The following is a 21,966-nucleotide window of genomic DNA, read 5'->3' as shown; positions in this document are numbered from 1 at the left end:
GAGCACAGATGCCTAAGTTCTTCATCGACCGCCCCGTGTTCGCGTGGGTGATCGCGCTGTTCATCCTGCTGGGCGGCGCGCTGGCCATCACCACGCTGCCGGTGGCCCAGTATCCGACCATCGCACCGCCGTCCATCGTCATCACGGCCAACTACCCCGGCGCCACGGCGCAGGTGCTGGACGACGCCGTCACCAGCGTGATCGAGCAGGAAATGAACGGGGCCGACGGCTTGCAGTACGTCGAGTCCCAGAGCGAGGCCAATGGCGCCGTCACCATCACCGTCACCTTCCAGCCGGGCACCAATCCCGACCTGGCGGCGGTGGATGTGCAGAACCGCATCAAGCGGGTCGAATCGCGCCTGCCGGCCGCCGTCACCCAGCAGGGTGTGCAGGTCAACAAGGCGCGCTCCAACATCCTGATGTTCGTCGGCCTGTCGTCCACCGACGGCAAGCTCGATCCGACCGCGCTGGGCGACTACCTGGCCCGCAACGTCGTCAACGAGATCAAGCGCATCCCCGGCGTGGGCCAGGCCCAGTTGTTCGGCACCGAGCGCGCCATGCGCATCTGGATCGACCCGGCCAAGCTGGTGGGCCTGAAGATGACCATGGCCGACGTGACGGCCGCCATCAAGGCCCAGAACGCGCAGGTGGCGTCCGGCACGCTGGGCGACTTGCCCAGCCCCGCGCGGCAAACCTATTCGGCGCCCATCGTCGTCACCGGCCAGTTGTCCTCGACGGACGAATTCGGCCGCATCGTGCTGCGCGCCAATCCCAACGGCTCGCTGGTGCGGCTGGCCGACGTGGCCCGCATCGAGATGGGCGGCGCCAGCTACAGCATCAACGCGCGCCTGAACGGCGCGCCGTTCTCCGCCATCGGCGTGCAGCTGTCCCTGTCCGGCAACGCGCTGCAGACGGCGACGGCGGTGCGCAACAAGATGGACCAGCTGGCCAAATACTTCCCGCCCGGCGTCAAGTACACCGTGCCCTACGACACCTCGCTGTTCGTCAAGATCTCCATCGAGGAAGTGGTGAAAACGCTGGTCGAGGCGGTGATCCTGGTGTTCCTCGTGATGTACCTGTTCCTGCAGAACATACGCTACACGCTGATCCCCACCATCGTGGTGCCGGTGGCGCTGATGGGCACCTTCGCCACCATGCAGGTGTTCGGCTTCTCGATCAACGTGCTCACCATGTTCGGCATGGTGCTGGCGATCGGCATCCTGGTCGACGACGCCATCGTGGTGGTGGAGAACGTCGAGCGCATCATGAGCGAGGAAGGCCTGTCGCCGCGCGACGCCACCCGCAAGGCCATGGGCCAGATCACGGGCGCCATCATCGGTATCACGCTGGTGCTGATCGCCGTGTTCATCCCGATGGCCTTCTTCGGCGGCGCCGTGGGCGCCATCTACCGCCAGTTCTCGCTGTCGATGGTGTCGGCCATGGTGTTCTCGGCGCTGATGGCGCTGTCGCTCACGCCGGCCCTGTGCGCCACCATCCTGCAGCCGGTCGAGGCGGGCCATCACCACGAGAAGCGCGGCTTCTTCGGCTGGTTCAACCGCCGCTTCGCCGTCACGGCCACCGGCTACCAGGGCATGATCGCCAAGATCCTGACCCGCACCGGCCGCTACCTGGTGGTGTTCGCGCTGATCCTGGGCGTGGTGGGCTGGCTGTACGCGCGCCTGCCGTCGTCGTTCCTGCCCAATGAGGACCAGGGCTACCTGATCACCAACGTGCAGCTGCCGGCCGGCGCCTCCACCAGCCGCACGGCCGCCGTGCTGGCCAAGGTGGACGCCTACTTCCGCCAACAGCCCGGCGTGGCGCGCACCATCGCGGTGGCCGGCTTCAGCTTCTCGGGCAACGGCCAGAACGCGGGCCTGGTGTTCGTGCCGCTGAAGGACTGGAGCGAACGCGGGCCGGACCAGTCGGCCACCGCCATCGCGCAGCGCGCGTTCGGCGCCCTGTCCGGCATCTCGGACGCCATCGTGTTCCCGCTCAGCCCTCCGCCCATCCGCGAACTCGGTAACGCCACCGGCATCACGGCGCGCCTGCAGGACCGCAGCGGCCAGGGCCACGCCGCCCTGCTGGCCGCCCGCAACCAGCTGCTGGAACTGGCCGGCAAGAGCAAGGTGCTGAAAGGCGTGCGCCCCGAAGGTCTGGAAGACGCACCCCAGCTGCAGCTCGACATCGACCGCGAGAAAGCCAACGCATTGGGCGTGGCCTTCGCCGACATCAACAGCATGCTGTCGATCTCGCTCGGCTCGTCCTACGTGAACGACTTCGCCAGCGCCGGCCGCCAGCAGCGCGTGATCGTGCAGGCCGACGCGCCGCAGCGCCTGCAGCCGGAGGACCTGATGAAGCTCAACGTGCGCAGCGCCAGCGGCGCCATGGTGCCGTTCGCGTCGTTCGCCCGCTCGCACTGGATCAACGGCCCCGTGCAGCTGGTGCGCTACAACGGCTACCCCGCCATCAAGCTGACCGGCGACGCCGCCCCCGGCCGCTCCACCGGCGAAGCCATGGCCGAACTGGAGAAGCTCGCCGAACAGCTGCCACCCGGCTTCGGCATCGAATGGACCGGCCAGTCGCTGGAGGAAAAGACCTCCGGCTCGCAGGCGCCGGCCCTGTTCGCGCTGTCGCTGCTGGCCGCCTTCCTGGTGCTGGCCGCGCTGTATGAGAGCGAATCGATCCCGGTGGCGGTGCTGCTGGTGGTGCCGCTGGGCGTGCTGGGCGCGCTGCTGGGCGCCACCCTGCGCGGCCTGCCCAACGACGTCTACTTCAAGGTCGGCCTGATCGCCATCATCGGCCTGTCGGCCAAGAACGCGATCCTGATCATCGAGTTCGCCAAGGACTTGCAGGCGCAGGGCAAAGGCCTGATCGAATCGACGCTGGAAGCGGTGCACCTGCGCTTCCGCCCCATCATCATGACGTCGCTGGCCTTCATCCTCGGCGTGCTGCCGCTGGTGGTGGCCACCGGCGCCGGTTCGGCCAGCCAGCGCGCCATCGGCACCGGCGTGATGGGCGGCATGATCACGGCCACCGTGCTGGCCGTGTTCCTGGTGCCCGTGTTCTTCGTCGTGATCCGCCGCATATTCAAGGGCAGCGAACGCCAGCGCCGTCTGGCCGCACATGAACTGGACCTGCCTGTGGAGAAAAAACATGACTAAGCCCGGCCACACTCTGTTGACCGCGCTGGTGGCGGCCGGCCTGCTGTCGGCCTGCTCGCTGGCGCCCACCCTGCAAACGCCGGCCGCGCCGGTGGCCGCCACCTGGCCCGAAGCGTCGGCCGCCGACAGCGCCGCCGACGGCAAAGCGGCCGCCGACACGGGCTGGCGCGACTACTTCGCCGACGCCCGCCTGCAACAGCTGATCGCCACGGCGCTGGAGCACAACCGCGACCTGCGCACGGCCGCCCTGCGCATGGAGGAAGCGCGCGCCCAGTACGACATCCAGTCCGCCGACCGGCTGCCCAACGTGAACGCCAGCGTGACCGACACGCGCGCCAAGACACCGGCCTTCCTCACCTCCAGCGGCCAGACCACGATCGGCAAACGCTACGACGCCGGCCTGTCCATGCCGGCCTTCGAGCTGGACTTCTTCGGCCGCGTGAAAAGCCTGAACGACGCCGCGCTGGCGGCCTACCTGGCCACGGACGAAGCGCGCCAGGCGGTGCAGATCGCCCTGGTGGCCGACGTCGCCAAGGCCTATTACACGGAGCGGGCCTACGCCGAGCAGTACGCGCTGGCCCAGCAAAGCTTCGAGACGCGCCAGCGCACCTACGACCTGACGCGTCAGCGCGCCAACGTGGGCGCCTCGTCGCTGCTCGACCTGCGCACCAACGAAACGCTGATGGAGACGGCGCGCGCGTCCGCGCTCACGCTGGCGCGCCAGCGCGCGCAGGCCGAGAACGCGCTGACGCTGCTGGTGGGCCAGCCGCCCGCCCCGGCCAACGCCGCCAACGCCGCGAATACCGCTAATGCCAACGGCGCCGCCAACGCTGCCAACCATGCCAGCAAAGCCAACAACGCCGGCGCCCTGGCCAGCGACGCCCAGATCGACGCCATGAGCGCGCTGCCGGCCGGCCTGCCGTCGGACCTGCTCACGCGCCGGCCCGACATCCGCGCCGCCGAGCAGCGCCTGAAGTCGGCCAACGCCAACATCGGCGCCGCGCGGGCCGCCTTCTTCCCGCGCGTGAGCCTGACGGCGGCCGTGGGCAGCAGCAGCCCCACGCTGGGCGGCCTGTTCGACAGCGGCTCGGGCAGCTGGTCGTTCGCGCCGCAACTGGTGCTGCCGATCTTCGACGCCGGCCGCAACCGCGCCAACCTGAATCTGAGCGAGGTGCGCAAGAACCTGGCCGTGGCCGACTACGAGAAGACCATCCAGGTGGCCTTCCGCGAAGTGGCCGACGCGCTGGCCGCGCGCAGCTACCTGGGCGACCAGGTGACGGCGCAACGCGCCGTCCAGGACGCCCAGGCCGACCGCCTGCGGCTGCTGGAACTGCGCTTCGCCAACGGCGTGGCCAGCTCGCTCGACGTGCTCGACGCCCAGCGCGAGCTGTTCAGCGCCCAGCAGTCGCTGGTGCAGGCGCGCCTGCTGCGCACCACCAGCGCCATCGACCTGTACCGGGCGCTGGGCGGCGGATTGAAGTAAGGCGGCCGTGACGTCACCGATCACCATCCGCCTGGGCCGGCGCGCGCGCGAGCGCATCGCCGCCGATGGCTTGCGGCCGGCCGACGTGGCCATCATCCCCGCCGCGGCCGGCGGCCCCAAGGGGCTGATCCTGAACGGCATCGACTGCTGGCTGTTCGGCTCCTGGCTGCCGTCGGCGCCGCGCCAGCGCACGCTGGTGGGCGCCTCGATCGGCGCCTGGCGCATGGCGGCCGCCGCCTTCAAAGACCCGGTGGCCGCGCAGCGCCGGCTGGCCCGCCTGTACGCGGCCCAGCGTTATCCGGCGAAGGTGGACGCGGCCTACGTCACCCGCACCTGCCGCGCACTGCTCGATGAAGTGCTGGACGGACGCGGCGCCGAGGTCCTCAGCCATCCCGGCCACCGGCTGGCCGTGCTCACCGTGCGCGGCGCCGGCCCGCTGGCCGGCACCGGCGGCGTGCGCTGGCGCGAGCTGGCCGGCTTCCTGCGCGCCGCCGCCAGCAACGCCGTCGCCCGCGACCGGCTGGCCGCCTCCATGGAGCGGGTGGTGTTCCACGATGGCCGCGACGACGCCGACTGGCTGCGCCAGCCGTTCGACGCCTTCGCCGGCCACTTCGTCGGCCTGTCGGACGCCAACCTGCGCGACGCGCTGCTGGCCTCCGGCTCCATCCCGCTGGTGCTGCAGGCCGTGTCGGGCATCGCCGGCGCGCCGGCCGGCGACTACTGGGACGGCGGCCTGATCGACTACCACCTGCACCTGCCCTACCAGCGCGATCCCGGCCTGGTGCTGTACCCGCACTTCGCCGATCACATCGTGCCCGGCTGGCTCGACAAGTCCCTGCCGTGGCGCCGCGCGCGCGACGCGGCGCTGGAGAACGTGGTCCTCGTCTCGCCCTCGCCGGCGTTCGTGGCCAGCCTCCCCAACGGCAAGCTGCCGGACCGGCGCGACTTCAAGTTCTACGGCCAGGACCACGCCGGCCGCAACCGCGACTGGAGCCGCGCCATCGCCGAAAGCGAACGCATGGCCGAGGCCCTGGCGCGCTGGTGCGAACGGCCCGATCTGCGGCAAACGCTGGCGTTCTGAGCGCGCCGCGCTGTCCTTTTCAAAATGAAATATTGTTTCGAAAAAGCAACAATCACGACAGAAAATTTCATCCCGCATGGCGGCGCTTGAGCGCATACTAACAGCGCCGCCGCCCCCAAAAATCCCCTGTGGCAGGCCGGCCTTTCAGGGAGCACGTCATGAGATTCCTGTCCCACCTGCGCATCCGCACCCGCCTGTCGATCGGCTTCGCCGCCGTGCTGCTGATGTCCGTGTTCGCCACCTCCGTCGCGCTGGTGGACGCCCGCGCCAACGCCGAGGCGACCAAGCTGATGATGGCCAAACCGCTGGCCAAGGAGCGCATCGTGTCGGACTGGTACGTGCTGATCTACTCGGCCATCGCGCGCACGGCGCTGATCGCCCGCAGCACGGACGAGACGTTGTCCGTCACCTTCGCCGACGTGATCGCCGACAGCGTCAAGCAAGGCTCCGCCCTGCTCGCCAGCATCAAGGAATTGCTGGCCACGCCCGAGGAAAAGGCCATGTACGACCAGGCCATCGGCCTGCGCAACGCCTACCAGTCGTCCAAGAACGCCGTGATGGCGGCCCGCAAAAAGGGCGACGCGGCCGAGGCCGAGCGGCTGTACCAGCAAACGTTCATGCCGGCCGCCACGGCCTACCAGAACAAGGTGAAGGAACTGCTGGCCTACCAGCGCAAGGCCATCGACGACACGGCGCTGGCGATCGAGGCGGCCAATGACCGGGGCATGCTGCTGCAGACGATCTTGTCGGTGCTGCTGATCGTGGTCGGCAGCCTGGCCGCGTGGATCATCTCGCGCAGCATCACGGCGCCGCTGCAATCGGCGGTGGGGGTGGCCAGCACCGTGGCCACGGGCGACCTGACCACGAGATTCGACGCCGAAACCTCGCGCGACGAGATCGGCGATCTGATGAAAGCCCTGCACGGCATGAACGACGCGCTGCGCAACGTGGTCAGCCAGGTGCAGCAAGGCACGCACACCATCGCCACCGCCTCGTCCCAGATCGCGGCCGGCAACCAGGACCTGTCGATGCGCACCGAGCAGCAGGCCGGCTCGCTGGAGGAGACGGCATCGTCGATGGAGGAACTGACGTCCACCGTGCGCCAGAACGCCGAGAACGCGCGCCAGGCCAACCAGCTTGCGCAGGCCGCGTCGGACGTGGCGGAGAAAGGCGGCGCCATCGTCGGCCAGGTGGTCGACACGATGGGCTCCATCGACGCCTCGGCCAAGAAGATCGTCGACATCATCGGCGTCATCGATGGCATCGCGTTCCAGACCAATATCCTCGCCCTGAACGCGGCGGTGGAGGCGGCGCGGGCCGGCGAACAGGGGCGCGGCTTCGCCGTGGTGGCGACGGAGGTGCGCAACCTGGCCCAGCGCAGCGCCGGCGCGGCCAAGGAGATCAAGGCCCTGATCAGCGACTCGGTGGAACAGGTGGACCAGGGCGCGCGGCTGGTGCAGCAGGCCGGCAGCACCATGCAGGAGGTGGTGGCCAGCGTCAAGCGCGTGACCGACATCATGGGCGAGATCACCTCCGCCAGCAGCGAGCAAAGCACGGGCATCGACCAGGTCAACACGGCCATCACGCAGATGGACCACGTGACCCAGCAGAACGCGGCATTGGTGGAAGAAGCCGCCGCCGCTGCGGCCAGCATGCAGGAGCAGGCCGCGCGGCTGGCCGAAGTGGCCGCATCGTTCAAGCTGGGCGACGAAGCCATGCTGGCGGCGCCGGCGCCGGCGCAGGCGCCCGCGCACGCACGCGTGGCGGCGGTGGCGGCGCCCAGGAAACCAGCGCCACCGGCAGCGCCGGCGGCCCGGCGGCTGGCCGCCGTCGCCTCGCCCACCCCGCCCAAAGCCAGTCCCCGCAAGACGGCCACCGTCGGCGCCGACCAGGTCTGGGAAGAGTTCTGATCCCCGTCATTTTTTTCGCTTCCGCTGACGTGATGGCCGGCGCAGGTACTTGACCTTCCCGCGATGGTAAGGTGTAGTGTCGCCGACATCACTCAATGCAAAAAGGAAGCGCAATGAAACACCTGCACAACGTTGTCCTGTCCACCATCCTCGCCGGGACGTTCGCGTCACTCAGCCCGCTTTGCCACGCGCAGCACGCCAGCGCAACCGCCGCTCCCGCGGCGGCCATGAGCGAGGGCGAAATCAGGAAGGTGGACAAGGCAGCGGGAACGCTGACCATCAAGCACGGCGAATTGAAGAACCTCGGGATGGGCGCCATGACGATGATCTTCAAGGCGCAGGACCCGGCCATGCTGGATCAGGTCAAGCAGGGCGACAAGGTACGCTTTGTCGCCAACATGGTGGGCGGCGTGCTGACCGTCAGCACCATCACGGTCGTGAAATAAGCACAGGGAGCAGCGACCATGCGAGCATTACGCACCATCGTGACCATCACCGCCCTGGCAGCCGCCCTGGTGGCCAGCCCGTTCGCGGCCGCCCATGCGAGCCTGAAAAGCTCCACCCCGGCGGCGGACGCCACCGTCACCGCCGCCCCTGCCGAAGTGACGCTCACCTTCAACGAAAAGATCGAACCGGCTTTCAGCAGCGTCACCGTCGCCGACATCCACGGCAAGAACGTGGCGGCGGACAAGGCCAGGGTGGACGGCGCCAACCCGGCCATGCTGCGGCTGACCGTGCCGGCGCTGGCGGCCGGCACCTACACGGTGAACTGGGCCGTGGCCGGACATGACGGGCATCGCCGCAAGGGCGAATTCAAATTCACGGTGAAGTGAGTGGATGCGGTCGCGCTGCTGCAGATAGCCTCCGCGTTTTTGCTCAATACCGGATTCACGTGGCTCGCGGGCGCCTGGCTCGCGCGCCGCTGGATGCGCGCCAGCGGCGCCAGCCGGCATGAGGTCGAAGCGGCGCTGCGCCGGCTGGATCTGATGGCGGCGGGCCTGGCCGTCGTCAGCGGCACGGCGGGGCTGCTGGCCGCCACCGCGATCATGGGCGATGTCGGGCTGCGCGAAGCATGTCCCATGTTCTGGGTCATGTTGACCGGCACCGACTATGGCCGCGCCGGCTGCGTCACTGTCGCGGCGATGGTGGCGCTGTTTATTCTGCGCTGGACCGGCGCCGCCGGCCGCGCCGGCGATAGCGGCGCCTTGCTGGCGTTGGTCCTGTTCGCGCTCACACGCGCATCGATGGGGCACGCCGGCGAGGATGGCTATTGGTCCGTGGCGCTGGCGGCGGAGGCGATCCACTATTCGGCCATCGCGGTCTGGACGGGCGCGGTGCTGGTCTCGGGCTGGTTCGCGCTGGCCGATGCGCGCATCGGCGCCAGCGGCAGCAGCAGCGGCGTCGGCATGGGGAACAGCGCCCAGGACGCCTACCTGAACCGCATGTCGCAAGCGGCCATGGCGGCCGTGATCGCGATCGTCATCACCGGCGTGTACAGCGCATGGCGCCGGGTGGGAACACAGGAGCACCTGCTGCATACATCGTACGGCGCGATCCTGCTGGCCAAGGTCGCGCTGGTGATGGCCGCCGTCGCGCTCGGCGGCTACAACAAACTGGCAGGCCTGCCCGCCGCCAGCCGGTCACACCGTGGCCTGCTGCGGGTCCGCGCCGTGCTGCGGGTGGAGAGCGCGGTCCTGCTGGGCGCCTTGCTGGCCGCGTCGGCACTGATAACGCAGCAGCCGCCCATGGCCCAGTGAGGCGGTTTCCGACTACGCAGCTTACGACCGCAGGAACATCTCCTGCAAATCGTTCAGGAAGCGCTGCCCCAGTTCCGTCGGCCGGATCACCAGATGGTCGCGGTACAGCAGCCCCTTGGCCTCGGCCGCGTTGAGCGTCTTGTCGATCGCGTTCAAGCTCATGCCCGTGCGCTCGGCGAACAGGTTGGGCGAAAACCCGCCGTGCAGCCGCAGCGTGTTGAGCATGAACTCGAAACCCATGTCCTCGCGCGCGATCTCGAACTCCTCCTGCACCGGCGTGCCATTGCGCACCTGCTCCATGTAGCTTTTCGGCTGCTTGTAGCGGGCCTGGCGCAGCACGCGGTGCGGGAACGACAGCTTGGAGTGGGCGCCCGCGCCAATGCCGAGGTAGTCGCCGAACTCCCAGTAGTTCAGGTTGTGCCGCGCCTGCCGGCCCGGCTGGGCGTAGGCCGACACTTCGTACTGGCCGTAGCCGTGGGCCGCCGTCAGCTCCGCGATCATGTCCTGCATGTCGGCGCTGGCGTCGTCGTCCGGCAGCGCGGGCGGGTACTTGGCGAACACCGTGTTCGGTTCCATCGTCAGATGGTACAGCGACAGGTGCGGCGGCTTGAACGAGATGGCCGTCTCCACATCGAGCCTTGCCTGCTCCAGCGTCTGCGACGGCAGCGCGTACATCAGGTCGAGGTTGAAGTTGTCGAAGTTGGCCTGCGCGATCTCCACCGCGCGGCGCGCCTCGTCCCCATCGTGGATGCGGCCCAGCGACTTCAGGTGGCCGGCGTCGAAACTCTGGATGCCGATCGACAGCCGGTTGATGCCGCTGGCGCGGTACGAGCGGAACTTCTCCGTCTCGAACGTGCCGGGATTGGCCTCCATCGTGATCTCCGCATCGCCGTCGAGCGGCAGCAGCGTGCGCAGGTCCGACAGCAGCCGGTCCAGCCCCGCCGCCGACATCAGGCTGGGCGTGCCGCCGCCGATGAAAACGGTATAAATCTTTCTGCCCCAGATCAGCGGCAGCGCCATTTCCAGATCGGCGCGCAGCGCGTCCAGGTATTCCTGCTCGGGGAAGTCGCCACCCTTGGCTTCGTGCGAGTTGAAGTCGCAATACGGACACTTGCGCACGCACCACGGGAAATGCACGTACAGCGACAGCGGCGGCAGCGCCTGCAGGTTCAGGGCGCCCGGCTGCAGATATTTGACGGCGGCGCCGGCCGCGTCGGACGTGGCCATGGCAGGTTTGGCGGCCGCGCCCGTGACTTTGATGGGGATCATCGCAGCTTCTCGACCAGTGCGCGCAACGCCTGGCCACGGTGCGACAGCTTGTTCTTCTCGTCCGACGTCAGCTCGGCCGCGCACTTGCCCAGCGCGGCGATGTAGAAGTGCGGATCGTAGCCGAAGCCGCCGTTGCCGCGCGCCTCGGCGATCATCTCGCCGTTCCAGCGGCCTTCCGCGATCACCGGCTGCGGGTCGTCGGCGTGGCGCACGTAGACCAGCACGCAGTAGTAGTAAGCCGACTTGTCGGCATGCGGCGCGAGGTCGGCGATCAGCTTGGCGCTGTTGGCCGCGTCGGACTTGGGCTCGCCCGCGTAGCGCGCCGAGTACACGCCCGGCGCGCCGCCCAGCGCGTTCACGCACACGCCGGAGTCGTCGGCCAATGCCGGCAGGCCGGTCAGGCGCGCGGCATGGCGCGCCTTTTCCAGCGCGTTCTCGACGAAGGTGATGTGCGGTTCCTCCGCTTCGGGCACGTTGTATTCGCCCTGCGCGTGCACGGAAAAGCCGACGGTGGACAGCAGTTCGTTGAATTCCTTGAGCTTGCCCGCGTTGTTGGAGGCAAGGATGAGACGTTGGGTCATGGGTAATCTGGCAAGAGTGGCAATGCGCCCCGCGCGCGGGGCCGGAAGTGCCGCCATTGTAAACCCAAACGGCAGCGGCCATGCCGTCGTCCGGCACGACCGCCCGCCCCCATCAGCCGCGCGCGACCTGCAGCACCAGCTTGCCGTTGTTGCTGCCGTCGAACAGCTTCTGGAACGTCTCGGGGAAGGTGTCGAGGCCCCGCACCACATCCTCGCGGGTCTTCAGCTTGCCTTCCCTGATCCAGCCGCCCATGGCGACGATGGCCTCCATCGCGCGCGGATAGTAATCCGCCACCATCACGCCCTTCATGGTGGCGCGCTTGACCAGCAGTTGCAGGTAGTTGGCCGGTCCGCGCACGGGCGTCGTGTTGTTGTACTGGGAGATGGCGCCGCAGATCACGATGCGCGCGTTGAGCGCCAGCCGGTTCAGTACCGCGTCCAGGATCTCGCCGCCCACGTTATCGAAATACACGTCCACGCCCTGCGGGCAGTGTTCGCGCAGCGCCTGCGCCACATTCCCGCGCTTGTAGTCGATGGCCGCGTCGAAACCGAGTTCCTCGACCAGATAACGGCACTTGTCCGCGCCGCCGGCGATGCCGACCACGCGCGCGCCCTTGATCTTGGCGATCTGCCCCACCACCGCGCCCACGGCGCCGGCCGCGCCGGACACCACCACCGTTTCGCCGGCCTTGGGCTGGCCCACGTCGAGCAGGCCGAAGTAGGCCGTCAGACCCGGCATACCGAGCGCGCCCAGGTACAACGGCAGCGGCGCCAGCTTGGGATCGACCTTGGTCAGACCCTGGCCACGCGAGACGGCATATTCCTGCACACCCAGCAGGCCGGTGACGTGCTCGCCAACCGCGAAGCCCGCATGGCGCGACTCCACCACCTGGCCCACGGCGATGGCGCGCATCACCTCACCGATCGCCACCGGCGGCATATACGAATCCTCGCTGGCGTTCATCCAGCCGCGCATGGCCGGGTCGAGCGAGATGTAATCAAGCTTGATCAGCAGTTCGCCCTCGGCCAGCGCCGGCACGGGCGCGGCGGCGTACTCGAAATCGCTGCGCTGTACGGCGCCGGCGGGACGGCGGGCCAGCAGGAATTGGTGGTTGGTGGTGGTCATGGCGGTCTGTGCTCGCGAAAAAGTGGATGACGGAGTGCAGTATAGGACGGCGGACGATGCTTGATTAGTCATCAATTTAGCACTACATCGTTGACTATATGACGACAATCATCCCCTCCCCCTCCCCCGCCGCCGCCGCCGGCACAGCGCTCAATCCGCAGCGGCTGGCCATCTTCGCCGCCATCGTGCGGGCCGGCAGCATCAGCGCGGCCGCCACCCAGCTGGGCTGCGGCAAGTCCGTGGTGTCGCGCCAGCTGGCACGGCTGGAGCTGGATCTGGGCGCGCGCCTGATCCAGCGCTCCACCCGGCGCCTGGCGCTGACGGAGATCGGCGCGCTGGTGCTGCAACAGGCGCAGCACATCGAACAGGCGCTCGAACGCATCGGCGAGATCACCGACCAGTACCAGCAACAGGTGCGCGGCCTGCTGCGCGTGTCGTGCTCGATCGCCGGACGCCGCCCGCTGGTGCCGCTGCTGGCCGAATTCGCGGCCCTGTATCCGCAGGTGAAGGTGTCGCTGCAGCTGGAGGACCGGCTGGTGGACCTGATCGAAGACCAGATCGACGTGGCCATCCGCACCTCCAACCTGGTCGATTCCACGCTGGTGGCGCGCAAGCTGGCCGACAACGTGACCGTGATGGTGGCCTCCCCCGCCTATCTGGCGCGCGCCGGCACGCCGGCCACGCCGCACGAATTGAAGGCGCACGCCTGCCTGTTGTACACCAACGGCGGCAAGGTCTATGACGAGTGGACGTTTATCGGCGACGAGGGGCCGTATGTGGTGCGGGTCGATGGCCCGTTGCAGGTCAACGATGGCGGCTCGCTGGTGACGGCCGCCGCGGCCGGCGCCGGCATCTTGCGCATTCCGCAGGTGCTGGCGCGCGACGAGCTGGCGCGCGGCGCGCTGGTGCCAGTGCTGGCCCACTGCCGACTGCCGCCGGCGCCGGCCAGCTACGCCGTCTATCCGGCGCGCGACTTCCTGCCGCTGAAGACGCAGGCCTTCGTGGAGTTCCTGCAGCGCAGGATGGGCGGTGTCAGTCTGCCAGACCCAGCGCCTGCTTCTGCATCCTGATCAGGTCGGCGATGCCGCCCTGGGCCAGGTCCAGCAGACGGTTCATGCAGGCGCGGTCGAACGCCGCGCCCTCGGCCGTGCCCTGCACTTCGATGAAGTGGCCGGCGTCCGTCATCACCACGTTCATGTCGGTGTCGCAGCCCGAGTCCTCCACATAGTCGAGGTCCAGCACCGGCATGCCCTGGTACACGCCGACCGAGATCGCGGCCACGAAGTGCTTGAGCGGGATAGCCGGCACGGCGCCGCGCGCCACCAGCTTGGAGAAGGCGTCGTAGGCGGCCACCATGGCGCCCGTGATGGAGGCGGTGCGGGTGCCGCCGTCGGCCTGGATCACGTCGCAATCGAGGTGCAGCGTGCGCTCGCCGATCGCCTCCAGGTCGAACGCGGCGCGCAGCGAGCGGCCGATCAGGCGCTGGATTTCCTGGGTGCGGCCCGACTGCTTGCCGCGCGCGGCCTCGCGGTCCATGCGGGTGTGGGTGGAACGGGGCAGCATGCCGTATTCGGCCGTCATCCAGCCCTGTCCTTTGCCCTTCAGGAAGCCGGGCACCTTTTCCTCGATGCTGGCGGTGCAGATCACCTTGGTGTCGCCGCATTCGATCAGCACCGAACCCTCGGCATGCTTGGTGTAGTCGCGGGTCAGGCGCAGGGGGCGCAGCGCGTCGACGGCGCGGCCGCTGGGGCGGGATACAAAAGTCATCAAGTTTCCTATTTCAGTATTTGGGAGGATTTTTCGATCGCGCCACGGATTTCCGCGATGGCGCGCTCGATTTCGTCGTCGTTGAAGGCGTCCGGTTCCGGCGCAGCGCTGGCATCGGCGGCGTCGGCCGCCGGCTTGGCCTGGTCCGGCGCGCCGCCGTGGATGGTGGTGCTGTGCAGGTCTTCCGGCAGCGCCTCGGTCGAGATCACGGTGGACATGTCGGGCGCCGTCACGCTGGCGATGCCGTCGGTGACGCCGCCGCCCTGCCACATGATGGCCAGTGCCGTCACGTTGTCGCTGCCGGCGCCGGCCTTGGCCAGCGCCGTGCTGACCAGGTCCGGCACGGCCCGCACCACCGTCTGCGTGGTCAGCCGGTGCGCCATGTCTTCGTCCGGCAGCATAGACCACAAACCGTCGGAGCACAACAGCAGCTGGTCGCCCGGCAGCAGGCTGGCGCGGCCCGACAGTTCGATGCGCGGCACCACGCCCGCGCCCAGGCAGTTATACAGCTTGTTGCGATCCGGATGGGTGGCGCGCGCCGACGGCGGCACCACGCCGCGCGCGATCAGGCTTTCCACGTGCGAGTGGTCGCGCGTGCGCGCCAGCACCTGGCCGCCGCGCAGCCAGTACAGGCGCGAGTCGCCCACGTGGGCCCAGATCGCCGTGTTGTGCTGGATCAGGCACACCACCACCGTGGTGCGCGGCGTGTCGGGCAGGTTGTTGGCGGCGCTGTAGCGGTGGATCTCGTGGTGCGCGGCCATGCAGGCCAGCTCCAGGAAGCGCTCGGGCTTCTTCACGTAGGGCGTGGCCTGCTGCTGGAACATGGTGGAGATGGTCTGCAGCGCGATGGTGGCCGCCACCTCGCCGCGCAAATGGCCGCCCATGCCGTCGGCCAGCACCAGCAGCAGCGCGTCGCGGGTGAAGCTGTAGCCCATGCGGTCCTGGTTGACCTTGCGGCCGCCGATATGGCTTTCCTGATACACGGAGAATTGCATGGTGGTGCCTTGTGTCGGTTGATGCCGTGGTTAGCGCTGCGTGTCGGGTCCGGCCTTGTCCCTGCCCCTGCCCAAGCCGCCCAGGCGGCCCACCAGGCCGCGCAAGCCGCCGCCCAGTTTTTCCAGCGTCCCCTGCGGCGCCGGTGGCGGTGCTTCCGGGGCCGGCGCCTGCAGCACCTTCTGCAACGCGAACAGGCTTTGCGGCCGGGCCAGCGGGTCCAGCGCCAGGCACCAGCGCACCAGTTTGACCAGCTCATCGGAGTACAGGCCGTCGAGCTTCTGGAAATGCGCTTCCATTTTATCCTCAGTCTTGCGCTGGTCGGCCGGTTGTGGCGGCGATCCCACCATGCAGGCGAACATCGAGGCGCCGATGCTGTACACGTCCGTCCACGGCCCCAGCGTGGCGTTGCGCGTGTACAGTTCGGGCGGCGCGAAGCCGGGCGTGTACATGGGCGTGAGCTTGGGCAGGTCGGTGTTGACGGTCTGGCGCGCCGCGCCGAAGTCGAGCAGCATCGGCGTGCCGTCCGTGCGCAGGTAGATGTTGGCCGGCTTCAGGTCCAGGTGCAGCAGCTTGTTGGCATGCACCTCGCGCAGGCCGCGCAGCACCTGGGTGAAGATCTGGCGGATGAAAGCCTCGTTGGGCCGGCTGCCCTTGGACTTGAGGCGCGCGATGTGCTCCTGCAGCGAGTGGCCGGACTCGTAGGCCATCACCATGTACACCGTGTCGTTGGCGCGGAAGAAATTGAGCACGCTCACCACGTTCGGGTGGGCGATGCGGGCCAGCGCCCGCCCCTCCTCGAAAAAGCACTTGAGGCCGATGCGGAACACGGGCAGATTGGCCTTGGAAATGGCCGGCACCAGCTCGCCCGGCTGCCGTAACGCCAGCGAACTGGGCAGATATTCCTTGATCGCCACCGCATTTCCGTCAGGATCATAGGCCAGATATACAATACTGAACCCACCGGACGCAATTTTCTTTACAATGCGATATCCAGCAATTTCCAGGCCATCTGGTAACGGGGCGTTGTTTTGTGCAGCCATAAGTTTCCTCGCCTCAACAACCGGATTGTGTGGATAATTCACTGATTTGTAAAGATTAAACCGGGGACATCCATTGAGCATTTCCAGCATGACAGGCTACGCGGTTGCCACCAGCGAGAGCGCGGCGGGAACCTTGACGATAGAAATCAAGAGCGTTAATTCACGTTTTCTTGACCTACAGTTTCGAATAAACGACGATTTGCGCGCCCTCGAACCGGACTTGCGGGCCGCCATCATGGCCGCCATCACCCGGGGCAAGGTGGAAATCCGTCTGAGCTTCGGACGCAAGGCGGCCGCCACCGGCAGCACGGCGCTGAACATGGCGCTGCTCGGCGAATTGCAACGATTGCAACTCGAAGTGGGCAAACATTTCGTCAACGCGCCGGCCATGACTGTGGCGGAATTGCTGCGCTGGCCGGGCGTGATCGAGGAAGCCCAGATCGGCCAGGAATCGCTGCAGGCCGACGTGGCCGCCCTCACGGCGCGCACCGTGGCCGCCTTCGTCACCAGCCGCCAGCGCGAAGGCGCGGCGCTGGAGGCGATGCTGACGGCCCGCATCGACGCCATGGAAGCGATCGTCAAGCGCATCACCCCGTTGATTCCGCAAGTGGTCGCCGCCTTCCAGCAGAAAGCCGTGGAACGCATGCAGGACGCGCTGGGCCTGGCCTGCCAGGGCTCGAACTCGTCGCTGTCGCGCCAGGACGCGCTCGAACGCATCCGCCAGGAAGTGATCCTGTACGGCATCCGCATCGACGTGGCCGAGGAACTGGGCCGGCTGTCGGCCCACCTGACGGAAACCCGCCACATCCTGAAAAAAGGCGGCCAGGTCGGCAAACGCCTCGACTTCATGATGCAGGAACTGAACCGCGAAGCGAACACGCTGGGCGCCAAGGCTTCCGTCAAGGAACTGGCCGACGCGTCGATGGAACTGAAGCTCTTGATCGAGCAGATGCGCGAGCAGGTGCAGAACCTGGAGTGAGCGTTGGCACAGGGCGTTCCCCGGCGCCCTGCCGCTTGCCTCGCCGTGTGATCTGCATGTCCGATCAATACTAACGTTTGCCGACAGTATCGATCAGCGGTATTATTGATCATGCCCATTGTCTCCTTCGCGTGCGCTGAAACGGAGAACTTGTTTCAAGGCTGCCGTAGCCAGCGTTTCGTCCAATTCGAAGCCGTGGCAATGCGCAAGCTTGCTATGTTGAATCGTGCCGCCGCCCTCGAAGACCTGCGCATACCGCCAGGAAACCGACTGGAGGCGCTCAAGGGCAAACGCAAAGGCCAGCACAGCATTCGCATCAATGATCAGTTCCGCGTCTGTTTTTGCTGGACCTCAGCGGGGCCGGTCAACGTAGAAATCGTTGATTATCACTAGTTGAGTTCGAGTCATGCGCGAAGTTCCCTACCCTCACCCTGGCGAAATCCTTCTCGAAGAGTTTCTGAAGCCATTGGGAATTACCCAATACCGTCTGGCCAAGGAAATTGCGGTGCCTCAGCGCCGCATTGGCGAAATTGTGGCCGGTTCGCGCGGGGTCACGACCGATACCGGCTTGCGTCTGTCCCGCTTCTTTGGCGTGTCGGACGGGTTCTGGACCGGACTGCAAATGGATTTTGACGCCGCCATGGCGAAGGACCGCCTATCCGAGACCTTGGCCAAGATCCGTCCGTGGGCCGGCAATCATGCCGAAGACCAACTGAGCGTGTCTGCGGACGAGCCTTGCCCGGCTTCGCAACGCCGGGCCTCCTGCTGAACCATACGCCGCGCGATACCCATGCCAGATTCGCCCAAGTAGACCGCAACACCGCCCGCAGTGGCATCCGATCATTGCTTTTGGTAAAATGCGCCTTTGGGCGACGCCCACGTTTGGAAAGATCAACATGAGCCAACCTACCGCCTTCTCCGGCAGCCTGTTCATGGTGGTGGCGCCGTCGGGCGCCGGCAAATCGACGCTGGTCAACGCGCTGCTGGCGCAGGAACCGGCCATCAAGCTGTCGATTTCCACCACCACGCGCGCGCCCCGTCCGGGCGAAACCCACGGCAAGGAATACTATTTCACCAACGCGGAAGACTTCGTGGCCCGCGCCCAGGCCGGCGAGTTCCTCGAATGGGCCGAAGTGCACGGTAATTACTACGGCACCTCGCGCATCATGGTCGAGCAGCAAATGCGGACCGGCACCGACATCCTGCTCGAAATCGACTGGCAGGGCGCGCGCCAGGTCAAGAAGCAGTTCCCGCAGGCGGCCGGCATCTTCATCCTGCCGCCGTCGATCGACGCGCTCGAGGAACGGCTGAACAAACGCGCCACCGACGCGCCGCACGTGATCACGCGGCGCCTGCTGGCGGCCGGCGGCGAAATCGCCCACGCGCCCGAGTTCGAGTATGTTATTATCAACCAAGACTTCCCGGTCGCCCTGTCCGAGCTGAGCGCGATCGTCCGAGCGGCCCGTTGCCGGTTTGCGCAACAAGCGGCCCGCAACGCATCGCTCTTCGCCCAACTGGGCATCCACGCAGAATAAATACACCCGCTTTTAGGAGTTAAGATGGCCCGCATCACGATTGAAGATTGCCTCAAGAATATCCCCAACCGCTTCCAGCTGACCCTGGCCGCCACCTACCGCGCGCGCCAACTGCTGCAAGGCCACACGCCGAAAGTGGAAGCCAAGGACAAGCCGACCGTGGTCGCCCTGCGCGAAATCGCCGCCGGCAAAGTCGGTCTGGAGATGCTGAAAAAGGTTCCCATGTAAGTGGCACCCGCGTTCCAAGTCGGTGAAGATGGTCAGGACCTGGGCAGTTCTGCAATAATGCAGCTGGCGTGTTGACCATTTCACTGCGACGGAACGCGAACAAGATGAACCTGACTCCTGCCGACACCCTCACCTCCGGCACCCGCGCCAAGACCCCGCCCACGGCGGCCGGCGCAAGCACCGTCACACCCGCAGTCAGCCCGCCGCCCGCATCGCCCATGTCCTCCCCCCTGGCAGTTCCCACCGTCACCGCCGGCGTCGCCTCCGTCACCCACCTGGCCGAAAAGCTGGCCGAGTACATGAGCCCCGCCGACCTGAAAAAGGTCAAGGAAGCCTACCGTTTCTCGGATGAGATGCACCTGGGCCAGGTGCGCAAGTCGGGCGAGCCCTACATCTCGCACCCGATCGCCGTGGCCGAGATCTGCGCCGACTGGAAGCTCGACGCGCAAGCGATCATGGCCGCGCTGCTGCACGACGTGATGGAAGACCAGGACGTCAAGAAGGAAGAACTGATCGAGCGCTTCGGCGCGCCCGTGGCCAGCCTCGTCGACGGCCTGTCCAAGCTGGAGAAGATCGAGTTCCAGAGCCAGATCGAGGCGCAGGCGGAGAACTTCCGCAAGATGCTGCTGGCCATGGCCTCGGACGTGCGCGTGATCCTCATCAAGCTGGCCGACCGGCTGCACAACATGCGCACGCTGGACGTGATGGCGCCGGCCAAGAAGGCCCGCATCGCCGGCGAGACGATGGAGGTGTACGTCCCCATCGCGCACCGGCTGGGCCTGAACAACATCTACCGCGAACTGCAGGACCTGTCGTTCTGCCACCTGTACCCGCTGCGCTACCGCACCCTGTCCAAGGCCGTCAAGGCGGCCCGCGGCAACCGGCGCGAGGTGGTCAAGAAGATCCTGGAGGCGGTCAAGAGCACGCTGGCCATGGCCAACATCCAGGCCGAGGTGTATGGCCGCGAAAAGACCCTGTACGGCATCTACAAGAAGATGCGCAGCAAGCACCTGTCGTTCTCGCAGGTGCTCGACGTGTACGGTTTCCGCGTGGTGGTCGACAGCTTCCCCAACTGCTACGTGGCGCTGGGCACGCTGCACTCGCTGTACAAGCCCATGCCGGGCAAGTTCAAGGATTACATCGCGATCCGCAAGCTCAACGGCTACCAGTCGCTGCACACGACGCTGATCGGCCCCTACGGCACGCCGGTGGAGTTCCAGATCCGCACCCAGGAAATGCACCGCACGGCCGAATCGGGCGTGGCGGCGCACTGGCTGTACAAGAACGGCGACTCGAACCTGTCGGACCTGCAGCAGCGCACCCATGCGTGGCTGCAGTCGCTGCTCGACATCCAGCAGCAGACCGGCGACTCGGCCGAATTCCTCGAACACGTCAAGGTCGACCTGTTCCCCGATTCGGTCTACGTGTTCACGCCCAAATCGAAGATCATCGCCCTGCCGCGCGGCGCCACGGCGATCGACTTCGCCTATTCGATCCACACCGGCATCGGCGACCACACGGTGTCGGTCACCATCAACAACGAGGCGGCCTCGCTGCGCACGGAATTGCGCAACGGCGACATCGTCGAGATCGTCACCGACAACAACTCGCGGCCCAGCCCCACGTGGCTGTCGTTCGTGCGCACCGGCAAGGCGCGTTCGGCCATCCGCCACCACCTGCGCACCATCAACCTGCCCGAGTCGATCACGCTGGGCAAGCAGTTGCTGGCCCAGGCCCTGACCACGCTGGGCATCGACCCGTCGATGGAGGACCAGCTGGTCGAGCGCCTGCTCAACGAATCGAGCGCCAAGTCGCTCGACGAGCTGTACGCCGACATCGGCATCGGCAAGCGCATGGCGGCGCTGGTGGCGCGCCACATCTTCGGCCTCAAGGGCGGCGAATCGGCCAGCGCGCCGATCGACCACAACAGCGCGGCCGAGCTGGACCCGGTCACCATCTGCGGCAGCGAAGGCGTGTCGGTGCAACTGGCCCAGTGCTGCCTGCCGATCCCCGGCGACGCCATCATCGGCCAGTTGCGGCGCGACCAGGGCTTGCTGGTGCACACGACCGACTGCACGCTGGCCAAGCGCCAGAAGGGCAAGGAGCCGGACCGCTGGATCGCCGTCAAGTGGGGCAGCGAGCTGAACCGCCGCTTCGACTGCCGCATCAAGCTGCTGATCAACAACGAAAAAGGCATCCTGGCGCGGGTCGCGGCCGAGATCGGCGAATCGGACGCCAACATCACCTACGTCGGCATGGACGAGGACAAGGAACACATCCTGCACCAGCTGCGCTTCACGATCCAGGTCAAGGACCGCGTGCACCTGGCCGGCCTGCTGCGCAACGTGCGCCGCGTGGCCGGCGTCAACCGCATCCTGCGCGAGCGCAGCTGACCAAAAAAAACCGGGGTCAGGTCATGAGGCCGGGCAACTTGCCCGGCCTCATGACCTGACCCCGGTTTTTTTGGCGGCTTATTCTGCGGCCGGCGCCGGATAACTCACCTCCAGTATCTCCAGCTCCTCCAGCCCGTGCGGCGCCTGGAAGCTGACCACGTCCCCCACCCGCGCCTTGGTCAGCGCGCGCGCCACCGGCGCCACCCAGCTGATCTTGCCCTTGAGCGGATCGAGTTCATCGATGCCGACGATGGTGATGGTGCGCTCCTCGCCCGTCTGGTTGCAGTACGTCACCGTGGCGCCGAAGAACACCTGCTCGCTGCCATGGTGCACGCTGGGATCGACCACGGCCGCCAGGTCCATGCGCTTGGTGAGGAAGCGGATGCGCCGGTCGATCTCGCGCAGGCGCCGCTTGCCGTAGATGTAGTCGCCATTCTCGGAGCGGTCGCCGTTGGAGGCGGCCCAGTGCACGATGCGCACCACCTCCGGCCGGTCGACATCGATCAGCTGCAGCAGCTCATCCTTGATGCGCTGGTAGCCGGCCGGCGTGATGTAGTTCTTCGACCCGGGCGGGATGGCCAGCGCCAGCGCGGCCGCTTCCTCATCGTCGTCGTGGTCGGATTCTTTGACAAAGGCTTTGTTCATATGCCTATTGTAGCG

21 protein-coding genes are annotated in these 21,966 nt (G+C 67.1%); 14 read left to right on the top strand and 7 right to left on the bottom strand.

Annotated elements, in window-relative coordinates:
- The first annotated feature begins 8 nt into the window (after positions 1-8).
- The 7 genes from AC1RQG_RS23315 (at position 9) to AC1RQG_RS23285 (ending at position 9,392) form a co-directional block, all read left to right on the top strand.
- On the top strand, positions 9-3,161 hold the full coding sequence (locus AC1RQG_RS23315; RefSeq protein WP_493135007.1) for an efflux RND transporter permease subunit: 3,153 nt from the start codon (positions 9-11) through the stop codon (positions 3,159-3,161).
- Positions 3,154-4,644: an efflux transporter outer membrane subunit gene (locus tag AC1RQG_RS23310; RefSeq protein WP_493135005.1), complete on the top strand. Its 1,491-nt coding sequence runs from the start codon at positions 3,154-3,156 to the stop codon at positions 4,642-4,644. Before AC1RQG_RS23315 ends, AC1RQG_RS23310 begins: the two co-directional genes overlap by 8 nt.
- 7 nt (positions 4,645-4,651) lie before the next feature.
- A complete protein-coding gene (locus AC1RQG_RS23305; RefSeq protein WP_493135003.1) occupies positions 4,652-5,725 on the top strand; it encodes a patatin-like phospholipase family protein in 1,074 nt (357 codons plus the stop codon).
- A 158-nt stretch (positions 5,726-5,883) separates the two neighbouring features.
- Positions 5,884-7,635 carry a methyl-accepting chemotaxis protein gene (locus AC1RQG_RS23300; RefSeq protein WP_493135001.1) on the top strand — a complete coding sequence of 584 codons (1,752 nt, stop codon included), beginning with the start codon at positions 5,884-5,886 and terminating at the stop codon, positions 7,633-7,635.
- Between the two features lie 113 nt (positions 7,636-7,748).
- Complete coding sequence (locus tag AC1RQG_RS23295) at positions 7,749-8,081, top strand: copper-binding protein (protein ID WP_493134999.1); 333 nt, start codon at positions 7,749-7,751, stop codon at positions 8,079-8,081.
- A gap of 18 nt (positions 8,082-8,099) precedes the next feature.
- Positions 8,100-8,468 carry a copper homeostasis periplasmic binding protein CopC gene (gene copC, locus AC1RQG_RS23290; RefSeq protein ID WP_493134997.1) on the top strand — a complete coding sequence of 123 codons (369 nt, stop codon included), beginning with the start codon at positions 8,100-8,102 and terminating at the stop codon, positions 8,466-8,468.
- Complete coding sequence (locus AC1RQG_RS23285; protein ID WP_493134995.1) at positions 8,469-9,392, top strand: copper resistance D family protein; 924 nt, start codon at positions 8,469-8,471, stop codon at positions 9,390-9,392.
- A 21-nt stretch (positions 9,393-9,413) separates the two neighbouring features.
- Here AC1RQG_RS23285 and hemW read toward each other — a convergent pair whose 3' ends face one another.
- From hemW to AC1RQG_RS23270, 3 genes are all read right to left on the bottom strand, one after another.
- Positions 9,414-10,661 carry a radical SAM family heme chaperone HemW gene (hemW, locus tag AC1RQG_RS23280; RefSeq protein WP_493134993.1) on the bottom strand — a complete coding sequence of 416 codons (1,248 nt, stop codon included), beginning with the start codon at positions 10,659-10,661 and terminating at the stop codon, positions 9,414-9,416.
- Entirely contained in the window at positions 10,658-11,242 is a 585-nt protein-coding gene (rdgB, locus tag AC1RQG_RS23275; protein WP_493134991.1) for an RdgB/HAM1 family non-canonical purine NTP pyrophosphatase, read from the bottom strand. Before rdgB ends, hemW begins: the two co-directional genes overlap by 4 nt.
- Positions 11,243-11,354: 112 nt before the next feature.
- A complete protein-coding gene (locus AC1RQG_RS23270; protein ID WP_493134989.1) occupies positions 11,355-12,368 on the bottom strand; it encodes an NADP-dependent oxidoreductase in 1,014 nt (337 codons plus the stop codon).
- A gap of 98 nt (positions 12,369-12,466) precedes the next feature.
- Here AC1RQG_RS23270 and AC1RQG_RS23265 point away from each other — a divergent pair, with 98 nt between their 5' ends.
- Complete coding sequence (locus AC1RQG_RS23265) at positions 12,467-13,438, top strand: LysR family transcriptional regulator (protein ID WP_493134987.1); 972 nt, start codon at positions 12,467-12,469, stop codon at positions 13,436-13,438.
- Here AC1RQG_RS23265 and rph read toward each other — a convergent pair.
- Genes rph through AC1RQG_RS23250 form a run of 3 tightly spaced genes read right to left on the bottom strand, consistent with a single transcriptional unit; the run spans position 13,401 to position 16,171 of the window.
- Complete coding sequence (gene rph / locus AC1RQG_RS23260) at positions 13,401-14,135, bottom strand: ribonuclease PH (RefSeq protein ID WP_493134985.1); 735 nt, start codon at positions 14,133-14,135, stop codon at positions 13,401-13,403. The two genes, AC1RQG_RS23265 and rph, sit on opposite strands and share 38 nt — an antisense overlap.
- Positions 14,136-14,143: 8 nt before the next feature.
- Positions 14,144-15,130 carry a PP2C family protein-serine/threonine phosphatase gene (locus tag AC1RQG_RS23255; protein ID WP_493134983.1) on the bottom strand — a complete coding sequence of 329 codons (987 nt, stop codon included), beginning with the start codon at positions 15,128-15,130 and terminating at the stop codon, positions 14,144-14,146.
- Between the two features lie 30 nt (positions 15,131-15,160).
- A complete protein-coding gene (locus AC1RQG_RS23250) occupies positions 15,161-16,171 on the bottom strand; it encodes a serine/threonine protein kinase (protein ID WP_493134981.1) in 1,011 nt (336 codons plus the stop codon).
- 88 nt (positions 16,172-16,259) lie between these two features.
- Between AC1RQG_RS23250 and AC1RQG_RS23245 the strand changes: the two genes are divergently transcribed.
- From AC1RQG_RS23245 to AC1RQG_RS23220, 6 genes are all read left to right on the top strand, one after another.
- On the top strand, positions 16,260-17,150 hold the full coding sequence (locus tag AC1RQG_RS23245; protein ID WP_493135096.1) for a YicC/YloC family endoribonuclease: 891 nt from the start codon (positions 16,260-16,262) through the stop codon (positions 17,148-17,150).
- A 111-nt stretch (positions 17,151-17,261) separates the two neighbouring features.
- On the top strand, positions 17,262-17,543 hold the full coding sequence (locus AC1RQG_RS23240) for a type II toxin-antitoxin system RelE/ParE family toxin (protein ID WP_493134979.1): 282 nt from the start codon (positions 17,262-17,264) through the stop codon (positions 17,541-17,543).
- 13 nt (positions 17,544-17,556) lie between these two features.
- The gene (locus AC1RQG_RS23235; protein ID WP_493134977.1) at positions 17,557-17,919 is read left to right on the top strand and encodes a HigA family addiction module antitoxin; all 363 of its coding nucleotides are present in this window, start codon (positions 17,557-17,559) and stop codon (positions 17,917-17,919) included.
- A 127-nt stretch (positions 17,920-18,046) separates the two neighbouring features.
- Positions 18,047-18,685: a guanylate kinase gene (gmk, locus tag AC1RQG_RS23230; protein ID WP_493134975.1), complete on the top strand. Its 639-nt coding sequence runs from the start codon at positions 18,047-18,049 to the stop codon at positions 18,683-18,685.
- Positions 18,686-18,709: 24 nt separating this feature from the next.
- Positions 18,710-18,913 (top strand): DNA-directed RNA polymerase subunit omega, encoded by a 204-nt coding sequence (gene rpoZ / locus AC1RQG_RS23225; RefSeq protein WP_056443456.1) that lies wholly within the window; start codon positions 18,710-18,712, stop codon positions 18,911-18,913.
- A 218-nt stretch (positions 18,914-19,131) separates the two neighbouring features.
- Complete coding sequence (locus tag AC1RQG_RS23220; RefSeq protein WP_493135094.1) at positions 19,132-21,306, top strand: RelA/SpoT family protein; 2,175 nt, start codon at positions 19,132-19,134, stop codon at positions 21,304-21,306.
- 78 nt (positions 21,307-21,384) lie between these two features.
- Here AC1RQG_RS23220 and greB read toward each other — a convergent pair whose 3' ends face one another.
- Positions 21,385-21,951 (bottom strand): transcription elongation factor GreB, encoded by a 567-nt coding sequence (greB, locus tag AC1RQG_RS23215; RefSeq protein ID WP_493134972.1) that lies wholly within the window; start codon positions 21,949-21,951, stop codon positions 21,385-21,387.
- Positions 21,952-21,966: the final 15 nt, after the last annotated feature.

The sequence above is a fragment of the Rugamonas sp. GW822-FHT03B10 genome, from assembly GCF_058801745.1.
Note: the sequence above shows the minus strand (reverse complement) of the source record. Positions and strands in the feature narration are given on the sequence as shown.

Coding starts and splice junctions, on each gene's coding strand:
- AC1RQG_RS23315 (WP_493135007.1), top strand. CDS start 9: ATGCCTAAGTTCTTCATCGACCGCCCCGTGTTCGCGTGGGTGATCGCG.
- AC1RQG_RS23310 (WP_493135005.1), top strand. CDS start 3,154: ATGACTAAGCCCGGCCACACTCTGTTGACCGCGCTGGTGGCGGCCGGC.
- AC1RQG_RS23300 (WP_493135001.1), top strand. CDS start 5,884: ATGAGATTCCTGTCCCACCTGCGCATCCGCACCCGCCTGTCGATCGGC.
- AC1RQG_RS23295 (WP_493134999.1), top strand. CDS start 7,749: ATGAAACACCTGCACAACGTTGTCCTGTCCACCATCCTCGCCGGGACG.
- copC (WP_493134997.1), top strand. CDS start 8,100: ATGCGAGCATTACGCACCATCGTGACCATCACCGCCCTGGCAGCCGCC.
- hemW (WP_493134993.1), bottom strand. CDS start 10,661: ATGATCCCCATCAAAGTCACGGGCGCGGCCGCCAAACCTGCCATGGCC.
- rdgB (WP_493134991.1), bottom strand. CDS start 11,242: ATGACCCAACGTCTCATCCTTGCCTCCAACAACGCGGGCAAGCTCAAG.
- AC1RQG_RS23270 (WP_493134989.1), bottom strand. CDS start 12,368: ATGACCACCACCAACCACCAATTCCTGCTGGCCCGCCGTCCCGCCGGC.
- AC1RQG_RS23265 (WP_493134987.1), top strand. CDS start 12,467: ATGACGACAATCATCCCCTCCCCCTCCCCCGCCGCCGCCGCCGGCACA.
- rph (WP_493134985.1), bottom strand. CDS start 14,135: ATGACTTTTGTATCCCGCCCCAGCGGCCGCGCCGTCGACGCGCTGCGC.
- AC1RQG_RS23255 (WP_493134983.1), bottom strand. CDS start 15,130: ATGCAATTCTCCGTGTATCAGGAAAGCCATATCGGCGGCCGCAAGGTC.
- AC1RQG_RS23250 (WP_493134981.1), bottom strand. CDS start 16,171: ATGGCTGCACAAAACAACGCCCCGTTACCAGATGGCCTGGAAATTGCT.
- AC1RQG_RS23245 (WP_493135096.1), top strand. CDS start 16,260: ATGACAGGCTACGCGGTTGCCACCAGCGAGAGCGCGGCGGGAACCTTG.
- AC1RQG_RS23240 (WP_493134979.1), top strand. CDS start 17,262: ATGCCCATTGTCTCCTTCGCGTGCGCTGAAACGGAGAACTTGTTTCAA.
- AC1RQG_RS23235 (WP_493134977.1), top strand. CDS start 17,557: ATGCGCGAAGTTCCCTACCCTCACCCTGGCGAAATCCTTCTCGAAGAG.
- gmk (WP_493134975.1), top strand. CDS start 18,047: ATGAGCCAACCTACCGCCTTCTCCGGCAGCCTGTTCATGGTGGTGGCG.
- rpoZ (WP_056443456.1), top strand. CDS start 18,710: ATGGCCCGCATCACGATTGAAGATTGCCTCAAGAATATCCCCAACCGC.
- AC1RQG_RS23220 (WP_493135094.1), top strand. CDS start 19,132: ATGTCCTCCCCCCTGGCAGTTCCCACCGTCACCGCCGGCGTCGCCTCC.
- greB (WP_493134972.1), bottom strand. CDS start 21,951: ATGAACAAAGCCTTTGTCAAAGAATCCGACCACGACGACGATGAGGAA.